8 protein-coding genes are annotated in these 17,598 nt (G+C 70.8%); 1 reads left to right on the top strand and 7 read right to left on the bottom strand.

Features of this window, described 5'->3' with window-relative positions:
* Positions 1-48 precede the first annotated feature (48 nt).
* The 3 genes from AB0C82_RS01260 to AB0C82_RS01250 all read right to left on the bottom strand — a co-directional run bounded on the left by AB0C82_RS01260 (position 49) and on the right by AB0C82_RS01250 (position 5,543).
* Positions 49-1,542, bottom strand: coding sequence for a phosphotransferase (locus AB0C82_RS01260; protein WP_362835057.1), 1,494 nt, complete (start codon positions 1,540-1,542; stop codon positions 49-51).
* Positions 1,543-1,770: 228 nt separating this feature from the next.
* Positions 1,771-3,495, bottom strand: a complete 1,725-nt coding sequence (treS, locus tag AB0C82_RS01255) for a maltose alpha-D-glucosyltransferase (protein WP_362835055.1) — start codon at positions 3,493-3,495, stop codon at positions 1,771-1,773.
* Positions 3,492-5,543: an alpha-1,4-glucan--maltose-1-phosphate maltosyltransferase gene (locus AB0C82_RS01250; RefSeq protein ID WP_362835053.1), complete on the bottom strand. Its 2,052-nt coding sequence runs from the start codon at positions 5,541-5,543 to the stop codon at positions 3,492-3,494. Before AB0C82_RS01250 ends, treS begins: the two co-directional genes overlap by 4 nt.
* Positions 5,544-6,176: 633 nt before the next feature.
* Here AB0C82_RS01250 and glgP point away from each other — a divergent pair.
* Positions 6,177-8,861, top strand: coding sequence for an alpha-glucan family phosphorylase (gene glgP, locus AB0C82_RS01245; protein WP_362835051.1), 2,685 nt, complete (start codon positions 6,177-6,179; stop codon positions 8,859-8,861).
* A 161-nt stretch (positions 8,862-9,022) separates the two neighbouring features.
* On the opposite strand, the gene AB0C82_RS01240 is transcribed toward glgP, so the two are convergent.
* From AB0C82_RS01240 to glgX, 4 genes are all read right to left on the bottom strand, one after another.
* Positions 9,023-11,050, bottom strand: coding sequence for a M4 family metallopeptidase (locus AB0C82_RS01240; RefSeq protein WP_362835050.1), 2,028 nt, complete (start codon positions 11,048-11,050; stop codon positions 9,023-9,025).
* Positions 11,051-11,427: 377 nt separating this feature from the next.
* Complete coding sequence (locus tag AB0C82_RS01235) at positions 11,428-13,299, bottom strand: ABC transporter ATP-binding protein (protein WP_362835048.1); 1,872 nt, start codon at positions 13,297-13,299, stop codon at positions 11,428-11,430.
* Complete coding sequence (locus tag AB0C82_RS01230; RefSeq protein ID WP_362835046.1) at positions 13,296-15,146, bottom strand: ABC transporter ATP-binding protein; 1,851 nt, start codon at positions 15,144-15,146, stop codon at positions 13,296-13,298. Before AB0C82_RS01230 ends, AB0C82_RS01235 begins: the two co-directional genes overlap by 4 nt.
* A 70-nt stretch (positions 15,147-15,216) precedes the next feature.
* A complete protein-coding gene (glgX, locus tag AB0C82_RS01225) occupies positions 15,217-17,460 on the bottom strand; it encodes a glycogen debranching protein GlgX (RefSeq protein WP_362835044.1) in 2,244 nt (747 codons plus the stop codon).
* Positions 17,461-17,598 lie beyond the last annotated feature (138 nt).

The raw sequence follows: 17,598 nt of genomic DNA, 5'->3' as shown, positions 1-17,598 counted from the left end.
AGGGGGAGAGAAGCGGAGGGAAGAGGGGGAGGGAAGTGGCGGGGTGGTTCAGTCGGCCGCCGCGGCCAGGCGCTGGATCGCGGCCATCGGCACGGGCAGCCAGTCGGGCCGGTTCCGTGCCTCGTACAGCACCTCGTACACCGCCTTGTCGGTCTCGTAGGCGCGGAGCAGTTCCGGTTCGTCGCGCGGGTCGGAGCCCGCGGCCCGCGCGTATCCCTCGCAGTACGCGGCGCGGCAGCCGGCCGCCCACGCGTCGTTCCACGGGCGGTGCGAGCGGGCCGCGTAGTCGAAGGAGCGGAGCATTCCCGCGACATCGCGCACCGGCGGCTGCGGACGGCGGCGCTCCGGCAGGGGCCGTGCGGGCTCCCCCTCGAAGTCGATCAGCGACCAGAAGCCGTTCCCGGCACGCAGCGCCTGACCGAGGTGGAGATCGCCGTGGACCCGCTGGACCGCCCAGCCGCTGTCCCCGTGCCCGAGCGCGGCGACGGCGTCGAAGGCGGTACGCAGCCCCGGCACGTACGGCACGAGTGCCGGTACGGCACGGGCGGCGGCCTCCAGCCGCTCCGTCATCCCGTCGGCGAGCTGTCTGGTCTGCGAGGGGCGCAGCGCGGGCGTGGGCAGGGCCGCGGCGAGCGCGAGGTGCACCTCGGCGGTGGCCCGCCCCAGGGCGCGGGCCTCCGGTACGAAGTCCCGGCCAGCCGCGAGCGCGCCGAGGGCGAGCTGCCAGCCGTCCCCCGCTCCGCGCAGGAACGGCTGCAGCACTCCGAGCGTCACCGGCTGCGGAGTGGTGGCCTCGAACCAGGCGACCGGTGCGGGCACCCGCCCGCACCCTTCGCGGGAGAGGGCGAGCGGCAGCTCCAGATCCGGGTTGGTGCCCGGGAAGACCCGGCGGAAGATCTTGAGGATGAAGGAGTCGCCGTAGACGAGCGAGGAGTTGGACTGTTCCGTGTCGAGCAGCCGGGGCGCGAGCCCGGCGGGGATCGCGGACGTGCGCTCGAAGCGCAGCGGACCGAGGGTGCCGGGACGGCGGAGCCGTTCCAGCAGGAGTTCGGCGACGCGCGGATCGTGCAGACCCTCGTAGACCGTGCGGCCGGCCAGCGGCCCGTCCTGGACCCGCCCGATGCGGGCGGAGGCCAGCGCGGGCGGGAGCATGGCGCGTACCCCGAGCAGGAGTTGGTAGCAGTCGCCGGACGTGTTCGCCGACAGGCCGGGCTGGTGGGCCCTGACCAGGAGATGGAGCAGTCCGGGCCCCGTGCCGGCAGAGCGCACCGGCAGTATCTCGGTCGCCGAGACGAGCGAGAAATGGGTGACCGGCTGGCCCTTGCCCGCGAACCAGCGCCGGCCAGGAAGCCAGGTGTGGAGCAGGGGGGCGAGGGAGGACAGGAGGTCCTCACCCGCGATGGCGCTGTCCGCCGCCACCACTTCGGAACTCGTGAGTGTGCTCGCTGTCGTACTCGCTGTCGTTCTCGCCGTCGTGCTCGTTGTTGTGCTCTTCGTTTTACTCTTCGATGTGGCGACTCGAGTGGATGCAGCCTCCGACATGGCATCGCGTCCTTTCCCCGGGCACACCACAGGATGCGAAGAGTGTCCCGGATTGCGGCAATGGCTGTCCGGCTGTGCGGGACGTGTCGGGAGAGGAAGGTCCGTACGGACTCGATCTTTGGCCCCTAAAGGGCCGGAGGATCCCGGAAGAGCTCGATATGGGGGGAGAGTGCCCCCTGCGGGGCGGCGGAAACCGCCCCGCGGGAGGTCGTACGCGGCAGTTCGCCGTCAGGCGACGGGTGGGTCCTTCCTCAGCCGGAACCAGTAGAAGCCGTGTCCCGCGAGGGTGAGCAGGTAGGGCCACTGGCCGATGGCAGGGAAGCGCACCCCGCCGATCAGCTCCACCGGATGACGGCCGTTGTACGCCCGGAGATCCAGTTCCGTCGGTTGTGCGAACCGGGAGAAGTTGTGGACGCACAGCACCAGATCGTCGGTGCCGTCACCGTTCGGCGGGGCCTCCCGGATGAAGGCGAGGACGGCCGGGTTCGAGGACGGCAGCTCGGTGTAGGAGCCCGTTCCGAACGCGTGGTTCTGCTTGCGGATCTCGATCATCCGCCGGGTCCAGTGCAGCAGTGAGGACGGCGAGGCCATGGACGCCTCGACGTTGGTGACCTGGTAGCCGTAGACCGGGTCCATGATCGTGGGGAGGTACAGCCGCCCCGGATCGCTGGAGGAGAACCCGGCGTTGCGGTCGGGGGTCCACTGCATCGGGGTGCGGACCGCGTCGCGGTCGCCGAGCCAGATGTTGTCGCCCATCCCGATCTCGTCCCCGTAGTAGAGGATCGGGGAGCCGGGCAGGGAGAGCAGCAGGGCCGTGAACAGTTCGATCTGGTTGCGGTCGTTGTCCAGGAGCGGCGCGAGCCGGCGGCGGATGCCGATGTTGGCCCGCATCCGCGGGTCCTTGGCGTACTCCGCGTACATGTAGTCGCGCTCTTCGTCGGTGACCATCTCGAGTGTGAGCTCGTCGTGGTTGCGCAGGAAGATGCCCCACTGGCAGTTCTTCGGGATCGCCGGGGTCTTCGCCAGGATTTCCGAGACCGGGTAGCGGCTCTCGCGCCGTACGGCCATGAAGATGCGCGGCATCACCGGGAAGTGGAACGCCATGTGGCACTCGTCGCCGTCGCTCTGGAAGTCACCGAAGTAGTCGACGACGTCCTCGGGCCACTGATTGGCCTCGGCCAGCAGCACGGTGTCCGGGTAGTTGGCGTCGATCTCCTTGCGGACCCGCTTGAGGAAGGCGTGGGCCTCCGGCAGGTTCTCGCAGTTGGTGTTCTCGCGCTGGTAGAGGTACGGCACGGCGTCCAGCCGGAAGCCGTCGATGCCCAGGTCCAGCCAGAAGCGCAGCGCCGAGATGATCTCTTCCTGCACCGCCGGGTTCTCGTAGTTGAGATCGGGCTGGTGCGAGAAGAACCGGTGCCAGTAGTACTGCTTGCGCACCGGGTCGAAGGTCCAGTTGGACGTCTCCGTGTCCACGAAGATGATCCGCGCGTCCTGGAACTGCTTGTCGTCGTCGGCCCAGACGTAGTAGTCGCCGTACGGCCCGTCGGGGTCGGTGCGGGACTGCTGGAACCAGTCGTGCTGGTCGCTCGTGTGGTTCATGACGAAGTCGATGATCACGCGCATACCGCGCTGGTGCGCGGCGTCGACGAACTCGACGAAATCGGCGAGGTCGCCGAACTCCGGCAGCACGGCGGTGTAGTCGGAGACGTCGTAACCGCCGTCGCGCAGCGGCGACTTGAAGAACGGCGGCAGCCAGAGGCAGTCGACGCCCAGCCACTGCAGGTAGTCGAGCTTGGACGTGATGCCCTTGAGGTCGCCGATGCCGTCGCCGTTGGAGTCCTGGAAGGACCGGACGAGTACCTCGTAGAAGACGGCACGCTTGAACCAGTCGGGATCGCGGTCCTTGGCGGGAGTGTCCTCGAACGTGTCGTGGACGGGCTCGTTGACGATCATGGTGTGGGTGACCCTCCGGTCGGCGGGGACGGTCGCAGAACGACGATGTGCGCGGGTGTCACACCCGGTTCCAGACGCACATAGAAGGTCCTGCCCCAGTGATAGGTGTCGCCGGTGAGCTCATCGCGCACCGGCACGCGCTCATGCCAGTCGAGGCAGAGCTGTGGCATGTCCAACGAGACCGTGGCCTCCTGGGTGTGGTGCGGGTCGAGGTTGACCACCACCAGGACGATGTCGGAACCCGAGCGCTTGCTGTACGCGATCAGGGCCTCGTTGTCGACGGAGTGGAAGTGGACGTCGCGCAGTTGCTGGAGCGCCGGATGGCGTCGTCTGATCCGGTTGAGCGAGGTGATCAGCGGAGCCAGCGACCGGCCCTCGCGCTCCGCGGACTCCCAGTCCCTGGGCTTGATCTCGTACTTCTCCGAGTGCAGGTACTCCTCGCTCCCGGGACGCACCGGGGTGTTCTCGCACAGCTCGAATCCCGCGTACACGCCCCAGGACGGCGCCAGTGTCGCGCCCAGGACGGCCCGCGCCTCGAAGGCGGGGCGGCCGCCCTCCTGGAGGTAACCGGGAAGGATGTCGGGGGTGTTCACGAAGAAGTTGGGCCGCATGTACGAGGCGGAGTCGCCCGAAAGCTCCGTGACGTACTCGGTGAGTTCCTGCTTCGTGTTACGCCAGGTGAAGTACGTGTACGACTGCTGGAAGCCGACCGCGGCCAGCGTGCGCATCATCGCGGGCCGGGTGAACGCCTCCGCCAGGAAGATCACGTCGGGATCGGTGCGGTTGATCTCGCCGATCACCTTCTCCCAGAAGACCACCGGCTTGGTGTGCGGATTGTCGACGCGGAAGATGCGCACGCCGTGGCCCATCCAGAACCGCAGGACGCGCACGGACTCCGCGACCAGCCCGCGCATGTCCTTGTCGAAGGCGATCGGGTAGATGTCCTGGTACTTCTTCGGCGGGTTCTCGGCGTAGGCGATGGAGCCGTCGGGCCGGTGGTGGAACCACTCCGGGTGCTCGGTCACCCAGGGGTGGTCGGGGGAGCACTGGAGGGCGAAGTCCAGGGCGATCTCCATGCGCAGGGTGCGGGCCGTCTCGACGAAGTGGTCGAAGTCGGCCAGCGTGCCGAGCTCGGGGTGGACGGCGTCGTGACCGCCCTCGGCCGAGCCGATCGCCCACGGCACGCCCGGGTCGTCCGGGCCGGGGGTGAGGGTGTTGTCCGCGCCCTTGCGATGGGTGGTGCCGATGGGGTGGATGGGCGGGAGGTAGACGACGTCGAAGCCCATCGCGGCCACGGCGGGCAGCCGCTCGGCGGCCGTGCGGAACGTGCCGCTGACGATGCGCGTGGCCGGCGGAAGCGGCTTCGCGGCCTTGCCCGCCCGGCCCTTCCTCGTCCCCTTCGGCGGCTTGACCTCCTCCACCCGGGCGCCTTCGGAACGCGGGAACAGCTCGTACCAGGAGCCGTACAGCGCCCGGCGGCGTTCCACGGTCAGGGGCAACGGGCGTGAGGCGGTGACCAGTTCGCGCAGCGGGTGGCGGGAGAGGGCCTCCTCGGCGGCGGGGGAGAGTGCCGTGGCGAGCCGGGAGGCCGCCGGGCGCGTGGTGTCGCGCAGGGCGTCGGCGGCGGCGAGCACCGCCTCCCGGCCGTCCTGCTTGGGTACGTCCTCGGCTGCCCGCTCGTAGAGTGCGGCGCCCTCGGCCAGGACCAGTTCGGTGTCGATGCCCGCCGGGATCTTGATCCGGGCGGCGTGCCGCCAGGTGGCCACCGGGTCGCTCCAGGCCTCCACCGTATAGGTCCACCCGCCTTCGGCCGGTGGAGTGACGTCGGCGCCCCAGCGGTCCGTTCCCGGCGCCAGTTCACGCATCGGCGTCCACGGCCCCGGGCGTCCGCTCGGGTCGTGCAGGACGACGTTGGCCGCTACCGCGTCATGGCCTTCGCGGAAGACCGTGGCGGTGACCTGAAAGGTCTCACCGGCCACGGCTTTGGCCGGCCTTCTGCCGCAGTCGACGAGCGGACGGACGTCGAGGACGGGAATGCGACCGATCATGGAATCACCTGGGGGCTGGAGCTCGGGGGGCGCGGGGCACGACTGTGCTGCGGAGAGCTGTACGGGTGTGGCGCGCTTATTAGGGTTTGTCCTTTGTAGCCGCTCTGCTGTCGGCTGGCTGGCTGTGGGCATGGCCGCTCCTGTCCGCGTTCACTCGAATGGCACTCGAATGGGTGCTGCGCGGGGTATCCGCGCCCGATTCGGGTGAGCGGATACGGACTGCCGAGGCTGTGTACCGGGAAAGCCTGCCCACCGTTCTCGGGTGGGCAATCCGGTGCCGTGTTAACTACTCGGTCGTAGCTGCCGGGCGCCCCGCGGCGGTTCCCCGTGCCCCGGGCGCCACCCGGAAGCCTTCCGTGTGCCCCCGAAGTGCCACAAGACCGCAGGAGGGTGCGGAATCGGCCATATCGTCTGAGGCCAACGGGCCGCATGGGGCGCCTGAATCGTGCGCCCGACCCCTGCGGGCGGGGCCGTTGTACGGGGGTGCGGACGGGGGGTGAGCGCCGGAGCCGGTGAGCCGGTCGTACGCCGTGGCCGGGATCCACGGCGCGCCGCTACCTTCGAGGGTGACGGAGAGGGTGCACACCGTGGTGCGTCCCTCGGATTCGTACGTCCCCTGTAAAGGTGGAATACGTGAAGGCCATTCGTCGATTCACCGTGCGTCCTGTCCTCCCCGATTCCCTTCAACCGCTTCAGGAACTCGCGCGCAACCTGCGCTGGTCCTGGCACAACGAGACCCGTGAGCTCTTCCAGGCCGTCGACCCCGAGGGCTGGCGGCCCGCGGACGCCGACCCCGTCCGTCTGCTCGGCAACGTGTCCGCGGGGCGCCTCGCCGAGCTGGCCGGTGACCAGCAGTTCCTGCGCCGGCTGACCGAGGTCTCCGACGACCTCCGCGCCTACCGTGACGGCCCGAGGTGGTATCAGGACCAGCTCGCCGCCGGCGCGGAACTCCCCGCGGCCGTCGCCTACTTCTCGCCCGAGTTCGGTGTGACCGCGGCCCTGCCGCAGTACTCCGGCGGGCTCGGCATCCTGGCGGGCGACCACCTCAAGGCCGCCAGCGACCTGGGCGTACCCCTGATCGGGGTGGGCCTGCTCTACCGGCACGGCTACTTCCGCCAGACCCTGTCGCGCGACGGCTGGCAGCAGGAGCACTATCCCGTCCTCGACCCGAACGAACTCCCGCTCACCCTGGTGCGGGAGGCGGACGGCACGCCCAGCCGCGTGGTGCTCGCCCTGCCCGGCGGGCGCTCGCTCCATGCCTGCGTCTGGCAGGCCCAGGTGGGCCGCGTACCGCTGCTGCTGCTCGACTCCGACGTGGAGGAGAACGCGGCGGGCGAACGCGATGTCACGGACCGGCTGTACGGCGGTGGCAGCCACCACCGCCTGCTCCAGGAGATGCTGCTCGGAATCGGCGGGGTCCGCGCCGTGCGGACGTACTGCCGGCTGACCGGGACCCCCGCCCCGGAGGTGTTCCACACCAACGAGGGCCACGCCGGATTCCTCGGCCTCGAACGCATCCGGGAACTCTCCGAGACCGGGCTGGACTTCGACGCCGCCCTCGAAGTGGTGCGGGCCGGCGCGGTCTTCACCACGCACACACCGGTACCCGCCGGCATAGACCGTTTCGACCGCCAGCTCGTGGCCCGGCACTTCGGCGACGACGCCGAGCTGCCCGGGGTCGCCGTCGACCGGATCCTGCGGCTCGGCATGGAGACGTACGAGGGCGGTGAACCCGGTCTCTTCAACATGGCGGTGATGGGGCTGCGGCTCGCCCAGCGCGCCAACGGCGTCTCCACCCTGCACGGAGCGGTCAGCCGCGAGATGTTCTCCGGGCTGTGGCCGGGATTCGATCCCTCCGAGGTGCCGATCACCTCGGTGACCAACGGCGTGCACGCCCCGACCTGGGTCGCGCCGGAGGTCTTCAGGCTCGGTGCCGGGAAGGTCGGAGCCGGCCGCGCCGAGGACGCGCTCGCGGGCGGTCCGGTGGAAGGTGCCCTCGACGGCGAGTCCCACGGACGCCCCGGCGGCACTCCCATGCGGTGGGACGCCGTCGCCGGCATCCCCGACCGGGAGATCTGGGACCTGCGCCGGGTCCTGCGCGAACAGCTGGTGACAGAGGTGCGCAGGAGGCTGTACGGCTCCTGGCGCAGGCGCGGCGCCGGTACGGCCGAGCTCGGCTGGATCGACGGAGTGCTCGACCCGGACGTACTGACCATCGGGTTCGCCCGGCGCGTGCCCTCGTACAAACGCCTCACGCTCATGCTCCGCGACCGCGACCGGCTGACGGAGCTGCTGCTCCACCCGGAGCACCCCATCCAGATCGTCGTCGCGGGCAAGGCGCACCCGGCCGACGACGGCGGCAAGCGGCTGGTGCAGGAGCTGGTGCGCTTCTCGGACGACCCGCGGGTGCGCCACCGCATCGTCTTCCTGCCGGACTACGGCATGGGCATGGCGAAGAGCCTCTATCCGGGCTGCGACGTCTGGCTCAACAACCCGCTGCGCCCGCTGGAGGCGTGCGGCACCAGCGGAATGAAGGCGGCGCTCAACGGCTGCCTCAACCTGTCGGTGCGGGACGGCTGGTGGGACGAGTGGTACGAGCCCGACTTCGGCTGGGAGATCCCCACCGCCGACGGCTCCGCCACGGACGAGGACCGGCGCGACGAGCTGGAGGCGAACGCCCTCTACGCGCTGATCGAGGACCGGGTCGCACCCCGCTTCTACGACCGGGACGCCGACGGGCTGCCGGAGCGCTGGATCGAGATGGTCCGCCGCACCCTGGTCACGCTCGGCCCCAAGGTGCTCGCGGGGCGGATGGTCCGTGAGTACGTGGAGCGGCTCTACGCGCCCGCCGCGCTGGCCCGGCGCTCCCTCGATCCGGGGACGGCCCGGGAACTCGCGGTGTGGAAGGCCCGGGTACGGGCCGCCTGGCCCGGGGTCGCCGTCGACCATGTGGAGGCGACGGCCGCCTCCGTCACGGGGGGCTCGGCGGAACTGGGGTCCACCCTGTCGCTCCGGGTACGGATCGCACTCGGCGGTCTCGACCCGGACGACGTCGAGGTGCAGGTGGTCGCCGGGCGGGTCGACTCCGGCGACGCGATCGCGGACGCGCAGGCGTTCCCGCTGAAGCCGGCGGGAGGTCACGACCTGGAGGACCGCTGGCTGTACGAGGGCACGCTGGCCCTGGACCGGACGGGACCGTACGGCTACACCGTGCGCGTCCTGCCCTCCCACCGGCTGCTGGCCTCCGGCGCCGAACTCGGCCTGGTGGCGCTGCCGGCGGAGGGGGAGGTGGACGGCGCGGGCGTACTGCTGCGCTGACGTCCCTCCCGGCCGGAACGGGAGTGGCGAACGGCCCGGGAGGAGAGTGAACTCCGCCCGGGCCGTTCCGTTTTCGGTGCACCCTCAGAGGCCCGCGGGGGGACTCGGGGGGTCAGGGCGGCCCTCGACCGATCTCAGCGGATCGCGGAGGCCGGTGGGTCTCAGAAGGTCAGCTTGACGCTGTTGATCCTGCCGGTGTCCTGCGCGGCGACGTCCTGCACCTTGAGCTTCCAGGCGCCGTTCGCCACCTCGGACGAGGCGTTGACCGTGTAGGTCGCCACCACGTTGTCCGCGGAGTCGCTCGACGAGGAGTTCTTCAGCCGGTAGGTGCTGCCGTCCGGGGCTACGAGGTCGACGACGAGGTCACCGCGCCAGGTGTGCGTGATGTCCACGCCGACCTGGAGGGTACTCGGCGCGTTGCCCGTGACACCGGTGACGTTGACCGTGCTGGTGACGGCCGCGCCGTTGTCCGGGATCGCCACGGCGGTGGTGTTCTCGAAGACGGTGCCACCGCCGCCGCCACCACCGGGGCGCGCGCCCACGGCGATACCGGCCCAGGCGTCGGCCACGGCCTTGTACTCGGCGCTGGTCGTGCCGTACAGCTCACCGGCCACGGCGAGGGTGCCGGTGCGGGCCCCCGCGTAGTTCGTGGTGGAGGTGAACTTCGTGGTGAGGGCCTTGAACCAGATCTGCAGGGCCTTCTCCCGGCCGATGCCGGTCACGGGCAGTCCGTCGGAGGTCGGCGAGTCGTAGGAGACGCCGTTGACGGTCTTGGCGCCGCTGCCCTCGGAGAGCAGGTAGAACCAGTGGTTCGCCGGACCCGAGGAGTAGTGGACGTCGATCGAGCCGATGCCCGAGTACCAGGCGTCCTTGGACGAACCGTCCTTGCTCGGCTTGTCCATGTAGCGCAGCGGGGTGCCGTTGCCCCGGATGTCGATCTTCTCGCCGACGAGGTAGTCGCCCGGGTCGGCGGCGGTGTTGGAGTTGAACTCCACACCCGCGGCGAAGATGTCGGACGTCGCCTCGTTCAGGCCGCCGGACTCACCGCTGTAGACGAGCCTGGCGGTGGCGGCGGTGACGCCGTGCGACATCTCGTGGGCGGCGACGTCGAGCGAGGTCAGCGGCTTGACGTTGCCGTCGCCGTCGCCGTACGTCATGCAGAAGCAGCTGTCCTGCCAGAACGCGTTGACGTAGTTGTTGCCGTAGTGGACGCGGGAGTACGCGGCGACGCCGTCGCCCCGGATACCCGTACGGCCGTGCTTGTTCTTGAAGTAGTCCCAGGTCTCGGCCGCGCCGTAGTGCGCGTCCGCACCGGCGGTCTCCAGGTTCTGCGGGGTGCCGTTGCCCCAGATGTCGTCCGTGCCGGAGAAGAGCGTCCCGGTGCCGGACGTGCCGCGGTTCAGGTTGTACGTCTTGCCGTTGCCCCGCGTGGTGTCGGTCAGCGTGTACGAGGGCGCGGTGCCGAGCGTCACCTGGCCGTTGTACTGGGTGTTGCCGGTGCCGGTCTCGACGGCCTGCCACTCGAAGAGCTTCGCGCCGCTGGAGGCGTCCGTGACGACGTGCAGCTCGTTGGGGGTGCCGTCGTGCTGGAAGCCGCCGACGACCGTCTCGTACGCGAGCTGCGGAGTCCCGCTCGCCATCCAGACCACCTTGCGCGGCGCCTTGCTCGCCTCGGTCGCCTTCGAACCCTCGGTCTTCGCGGCGCCCAGGGCCTGCTTCTCCGCGACGGCCGGCGCGACGTCCGCCGTGGTGCCGACGGCCTTCAGCTGGGCGGTGGTGACCTTGGACGCCTTGGTGACGCCCTCGGTCCTCCCGGCCCCGGTCACCTGTACGACGAGGTCGCCGCCGAGGACGGGAAGCCCGTCGAAGGTGCGCTCGTAACGGGTGTGGGTGGTGCCGTCGCGGTCCTGGACGACATCGCGGGGGACGAGCTTCTCCTGCGGGCCCAGGCCGAGCTGCTTGGCGGTGGCGGCCTTGGTGGCGTTGGCGTCGCGGAGCAGTTCGGCGCGCTGGGAGGGCGAAAGCTGCGCCGGGAGCGATCCCGGGTCGGCCTTCGCTGCGGGGGCGGCGACGGGACCACTGCCGGGAGTGGCGGTGGCGGTACCGGTCTGGATTCCGACGGCGAGCATGGCTGCGGCGGCTATCAGAGCGCCGGTCGCGGTGGCACGACGGCTGTGCGTGGATCTCACGCTGACTCCTTCTGCGAGGGGGGTGTTCGGGCGGCTGGGTGAGCCATCCGGGCAGAGCAAGAAGTGCGCAGAACGGGGTGAAGAGTGTCAGCAGATGGCGGTATCTGTCAGGACCGCGTCAAGAAGTTGGCCGGAAACAGTTCGATGCCCGATGGGCCATGTTCGTTAAGCGGACGTTTCCGCGATCATTGCCGCGATGTCGTCCGGAGTTCGGCCGGGCCCGGAATCCCACGGCGATCGGGGGTCAGGGGCCCGCGAGGTGTGTTCGAACGGCCCATGGGTTTCCGGCCGGTGACCACCTGATGAGACGGCGCGGAGTGTGGCTCGTTCCGCGCCGTCCCGGCAGGCTCCGGAGCGGGCCCCGGACCGCGGCCCCGTCAGGCCAGGCTCTCCCGCCACGCCTTGTGCAGACCGGCGAACCGGCCCGTGCCGGCGATGAGTTCGGCCGGGGCGCCGTCCTCCACGATCCGGCCGTGCTCCATCACCAGCACCCGGTCCGCGATCTCCACGGTCGACAGCCGGTGGGCGATCACCACCGCCGTACGGCCGTGCAGCACCGTGTCCATCGCCTGCTGGACCGCCCGTTCACCCGGGATGTCCAGGGAGCTCGTCGCCTCGTCCAGGATGAGCACCGCGGGATCGGCGAGCAGCGCGCGGGCGAACGCGACGAGCTGGCGCTGGCCCGCGGAGATCCGGCCGCCCCGCTTGCGCACGTCCGTGTCGTAGCCGTCGGGCAGGCTGCTGATGAAGTCGTGCGCGCCGATGGCCTTCGCCGCGCGCTCGATCTCCGCCGGCGTCGCGTCCGGCCTGCCGATCGCGATGTTCTCCGCGACCGTCCCGGAGAACAGGAACGCCTCCTGGGTCACCATCACCACGCCCCGCCGCAGCTCGGCGGTCGAGAGGTCCCGCAGATCGGTGCCGTCCAGCAGGACACGGCCCTCGGTCGGGTCGTAGAAGCGGGCCAGCAGCTTCGCCAGCGTCGACTTCCCCGCACCCGTCGAGCCGACCACGGCGACGGTCTGCCCCGCCGGCACCCTCAGATCGAAGCGCGGCAGGACCTCGCCGCCCGTGCGGTAGGCGAAGCGCACTCCCTCGAAGGCGACCTCGCGGCCCGGGTGGTCACCGGGCAGCGCCGGCAGCTCCCTGGGATCGTCCGTCTCGGGGACCGTGGGCGTCTGCGCCAGCAGACCCGCGATCTTCTCCAGCGAAGCGGCGGCGGACTGGTAGGAGTTCAGGAACATCCCGAGCCGGTCGATCGGGTCGTAGAGCCGCCGCAGATACAGCACGGCCGCCGCCAGGACCCCGAGGGCCAGCGTCCCGGACGCCACGCGGTAGGCGCCCCACAGCACCATCGCCGCCACGGCCGTGTTGGCGACCAGCCGGGAGCCGACGACATAGCGCGCCATCTCCAGCATCGAGTCGCCGTTGGCCCGCTCGTGACGGCGGTTGAGCACCGCGAAGTCCGCGTCGTTGCCCCGTTCCCGGCGAAAGGCCTGGACCGGGCGGATGCCGTTCATCGTCTCCGCGAACTTGACGATGACCGAGGCGATCGCCGTGGACCGGGTCGCGAACACCTTCGCGGCCCGCCGCCGGTACAGACGCACCAGCAGGTACAGCGGTACGAAGGAGAGCACCGCGATCGAGCCCATGGCCGGGTCCAGCCAGAGCAGCAGCACGGAGATCGACACGAACGACAGGATCACGCCGATCAGTTCCTGGAGGCCCTCGCTCAGCAGCTCCCGCAGCGACTCGACATCCGTGGTGGAGCGCGAGATCAGCCGGCCGGAGGTGTAGCGCTCGTGGAAGTCGACGCTCAACGCCTGCGCGTGCCGGAAGATCCGGCCGCGCAGATCGAGCAGGACGTCCTGGTTGATCCGCGCCGAGCCCCTGATGAACGCGTACTGGAGGAGACCCGCACCGAGCGAACAGAGCCCGTATCCGGCGGCCACGGCGATCAGCGGCCCGTAGTCGTCGCGCCGGAACGCCGGTACGCCGCTGTCGATGGCGTACGCCACCAGGAGCGGGCCGGCCTGGACAGCCGCCTGCTGGAGCACCAGGAGCAGCGCGGCCACCCGGACCCGGCCGCGCAGCGGACGCAGCAGCGAGAGGAGCAGCGCGCGGGTCGCGCCGAGCGGCGCGGGCAGGGCGTCCCGGTCGAAAGGATCACCGGCGGGCCCGGCCGGGTCCGCCTTCGGGCCGGGCGGGCTGTCGTCGGTGAGAGCCGGTCCGTCGGTCGTGGCACTGGTCATCGGGTGCTGCCCTCCTCGGCAGTGGCGTCCTCGGCGGCGGCCGCGGTGGTTTCGGCGCTTCCGCGCTCCCCGGCGCTCTCCGGCTCCGCGGCGCCCGACATCAGCCAGGCGTACTCGGCGTTGGTCCGCAGCAGTTCCTGGTGCGTACCGACCGCGCTGATCCGGCCCTCGGAGAGCAGGGCCACCCGGTCGGCGAGCATCACGGTGGACGGCCGGTGGGCCACGACCACCGCCGTCGTCCGCTCCAGCACCTGCCGGAGCGCCGCCTCGACGAGCGTCTCCGTGTGCACGTCCAGGGCGGACAGCGGGTCGTCCAGCACCAGGAAGCGAGGGCGGCCGACGACGGCGCGGGCCAGCGCGAGACGCTGGCGCTGACCACCGGAGAGGCTGAGCCCCTGCTCACCGACCTGGGTGTCCAGGCCGTGCGGCAGGTCGTACACGAATTCCGCCTGCGCCACCGCGAGGGCCCGGCGCAGTTCCTCCTCGCCCGCCCCCTCGGCGCCCATCAGCACGTTCTCGCCGACCGACGCGGAGAACAGGGTCGGCTCCTCGAACGCCACCGACACCAGCTCGCGCAGCCGCGGCCGTGCCATCCCGGCGATGTCCTCGCCGTCCAGCATGATCCGGCCCGATGTGATCTCGTGCAGTCGCGGGACGAGCGCCGTCAGCGTCGTCTTCCCCGAACCCGTGGCCCCCACCAGGGCCATCGTCTCGCCGGGGCGGACGTGCAGATCGATGCGCGCGAGCACGGGCGCCGAACCGGGTTCGGCGTCGGGATACCGGAACTCCACGCCTTCGAAGACCATGCCGGGCTCGTCGGCCTCCCGGCCGCGGCCGTCCCCGTCGCGGCCGTGCTCCTCCGCCACGTCCATGACCTCGAAGTACCGCTCGGTCGCCGTCGCCGACTCCTGGCTCATCGCCAGCAGGAAGCCGATCGACTCCACCGGCCAGCGCAGCGCGAGGGCCGTCGACAGGAAGGCCACGAGCGTGCCGGCGGACAGGTCGCCGTCGGCCACCTGGACCGTGCCGAGGACCAGCGCCGCGCCGATCGCCAGTTCCGGAATGGTGGTGATGAGGGCCCAGATCCCGGCCAGCAGCCTGGCCTTGCCCAGCTCCGTGCCGCGCAGCCGCCGGGAGAGCTCGCGGAAGGCCAGGGCCTGGCTGCGGTGCCGGCCGAAGCCCTTGACGATCCGGATGCCGAGCACGCTCTCCTCGACGACCGTCGTCAGATCACCCACCTGGTCCTGGGCCTCGCGCGCCACCACGGAGTACTTCGTCTCGAACAGCGAGCAGAGGATCACCAGCGGGACGGCGGGCGCGAGCAGCACCAGACCGAGCGACCACTCCTGGTCGAACAGGATGACGAAACCGACCAGGATCGTGGTCGCGTTGACCACCAGGAAGGTCAGCGGGAAGGCCAGGAACATCCGCAGCAGCATCAGGTCCGTGGTCCCGCGCGAGAGCAGCTGCCCCGAGGGCCAGCGGTCGTGGAAGGCCACCGGCAGCCGCTGCAGATGCCGGTAGAGGTCCGCTCGCATCGATGCCTCGACCCCCGCGAGCGGCCGGGCCACGAGCCACCGCCGCAGGCCGAAGAGCACCGCCTCCGCGATCCCGAGGAGCAGCAGGTACAGCGCTCCCAGCCACACGCCCCCGGGGTCGCGGTCGGCGACCGGACCGTCCACCATCCACTTCAGCACGAGCGGGATCACGAGCCCGAGGCACGAGGCCAGTATCGCGACGAACGCGGCGCTGAACAGCCGGACGCGGATGGGGCGGACATAGGGCCACAGGCGCAGCAACGAGCGCACGGCGGACCGGTCCGTGTGCTCTGCAAGTGTTTCGGGCATCAGGAGCGAGCCTACGGTTCACCACTGACATCTCTCATGTCCTTTTTCCGCCGCGTCCGGCCTGCGCGCCTCACTCCCGCACGCGCATCAGCAGCACCGTCCGCCCCGGAACGTCCAGGGTCGTGCCGCCCTGGTGCAGTGTTCCCGGGGCCTGTGACTGGTCCTCCAGAGAGGTGTCCAGGACCAGTTCGTACGTCGTCGCCCAGGGCGCGCCCGGGAGGGTGAACCCGGCCGGTTCGTGCCCCGCGTGCAGGAGCGTCAGGAAGCTGTCGTCGGTGACCTGTTCGCCGCGGGCGTCCCGGCCCGGGATGTCACGCCCGGACAGGTACAGGCCGAGCGTCGCCGCGGGCGCGTACCAGTCCCGCTCCGTCATCTCCTTGCCCTCACGGGTGAACCACGCCAGGTCCCGCAGGCCGTCCGGTGACTGGGCCCGGCCCGAGAAGAAGGCACGGCGCCGCAGCACCGGATGGGTGTGGCGCAGCGCCAGCACCCGGGCGGTCAGCTCGGTCAGCCCGCGCCACTCCGGCTGGTCCAGGAGCGACCAGTCCAGCCAGCTGACCTCGTTGTCCTGGCAGTAGGCGTTGTTGTTGCCCCCCTGCGTCCGGCCCATCTCGTCGCCGGCCACCAGCATCGGGACACCGGTCGACAGGAGGAGCGTGGTGAGGAGGTTGCGCAGCTGGCGGCGGCGCAGCGCGTTGATGTCCGGATCGTCGGTCTCGCCCTCGGCGCCGCCGTTCCAGGCACGGTTGTCATGCGTACCGTCGCGGTTGCCCTCGCCGTTCGCCTCGTTGTGCTTGTGCTCGTAGCTCACCAGGTCGCGCAGGGTGAAGCCGTCGTGCGCCGTGACGAAGTTGACCGAGGCGTACGGCCGTCGGCCGCCCCAGGCGTACAGATCGCTGGAGCCGGTCAGCCGGTAGCCGAGGTCCCTTACGTCGGGCAGGGCGCCGCGCCAGAAGTCGCGTACGGCATCGCGGTAGCGGTCGTTCCACTCGGTCCAGAGCGGCGGGAAGGCGCCTACCTGGTAGCCGCCGTTGCCGACGTCCCACGGTTCGGCGATCAGTTTGACCCGGCGCAGCACCGGGTCCTGGGCGATCACCGCGAGGAACGGGGACAGCATGTCGACGTCGTGCATCGAGCGGGCGAGCGCCGCCGCCAGGTCGAAGCGGAATCCGTCGACGCCCATCTCCGTCACCCAGTACCGCAGCGAGTCGGTGATCAGCCGCAGGACCTGCGGCTGCACCACGTGCAGCGTGTTGCCGCAGCCCGTGTAGTCCGCGTACCTGCGGGCGTCGGCCTGGAGCCGGTAGTAGCCCCGGTTGTCGATGCCGCGCAGCGACAGCATCGGCCCCAGCTCGCCCGCCTCCGCGGTGTGGTTGTAGACCACGTCGAGGATCACCTCGATCCCCGCGTCGTGCAGGGCGTGCACCATCCGTTTGAACTCGCCGACCTGCTGGCCCGCGGTACCGCTCGCCGAGTAGTCGGCGTGCGGGGCGAAGTAGCCGATGGAGTTGTAGCCCCAGTAGTTGTGCAGCCCGCGGCGCAGCAGGTGGTCCTCGTGGGCGAACTGGTGCACCGGCAGCAGCTCGACCGCCGTCACCCCGAGCCGCTTCAGATGGCCGATGGCCGCCGGGTGGGCCAGACCTGCGTACGTACCGCGCAGCTCCGGGGGGATGTCCGGATGGAGCTTGGTGAAACCGCGTACGTGGAGTTCGTAGATGACGGAGTCCGCCCAGGGCGTCTTGGGCCGCCGGTCCTCCACCCAGTCGTCGTCGTCATGGACGACGACCCCCTTGGGGACGAAGGGAGCCGAGTCCCGGTCGTCGCGGACCGTGTCCGCGACCTGCTGCTGGGGCCAGTCGCGCACATGGCCGTACACCTCCGGCGGCAGGGTGAAGGTGCCGTCCACCGCCCGTGCGTACGGGTCGAGGAGCAGCTTCGCCGCGTTCCAGCGGGCGCCGGTCCAGGGGTCCCAGCGGCCGTGCACCCGGTAGCCGTAGCGGGTGCCCGGCAGGACGCCCGGCACGAAGCCGTGCCAGATCTCGTGGGTCAGTTCGGTCAGCGGGCAGCGCGTCTCGCCGCCGCGTTCGTCGAAGAGGCAGAGGTCGACAGACTCCGCCCCGCCCGCCCAGAGCGCGAAGTTCGTCCCCGCCACCCCGTCCGGGCCCACCCGGAAGCGGGCACCGAGCGGCATGGGCGCCCCCGGCCATACGGGTGGTGCGGGCGGTGCGCCACGAGCGGCCACGACCCCGGATCTCCCTTCCACCGCCTTTCCGATCGACTCCTGCAATGCCTCCTGCTCGGCTGCGCTCGACACCTCTCAGCCTCCCGCGGCTCGTTCGGACCGGCACCGGCGAGGGAGCTCACGGCGTCCCGGCCGTGGCCATCCCGATGTGGTCCTTCCCTCTGTTCTGCCCACGGCGGCCCCCGCACTCACGTTTCCCCCGAGCGGCCC

Origin of the sequence: Streptomyces sp. NPDC048560, assembly GCF_040650955.1 — a bacterium.
Taxonomy (GTDB): Bacteria; Actinomycetota; Actinomycetes; order Streptomycetales; family Streptomycetaceae; genus Streptomyces.
Note: the sequence above shows the minus strand (reverse complement) of the source record. Positions and strands in the feature narration are given on the sequence as shown.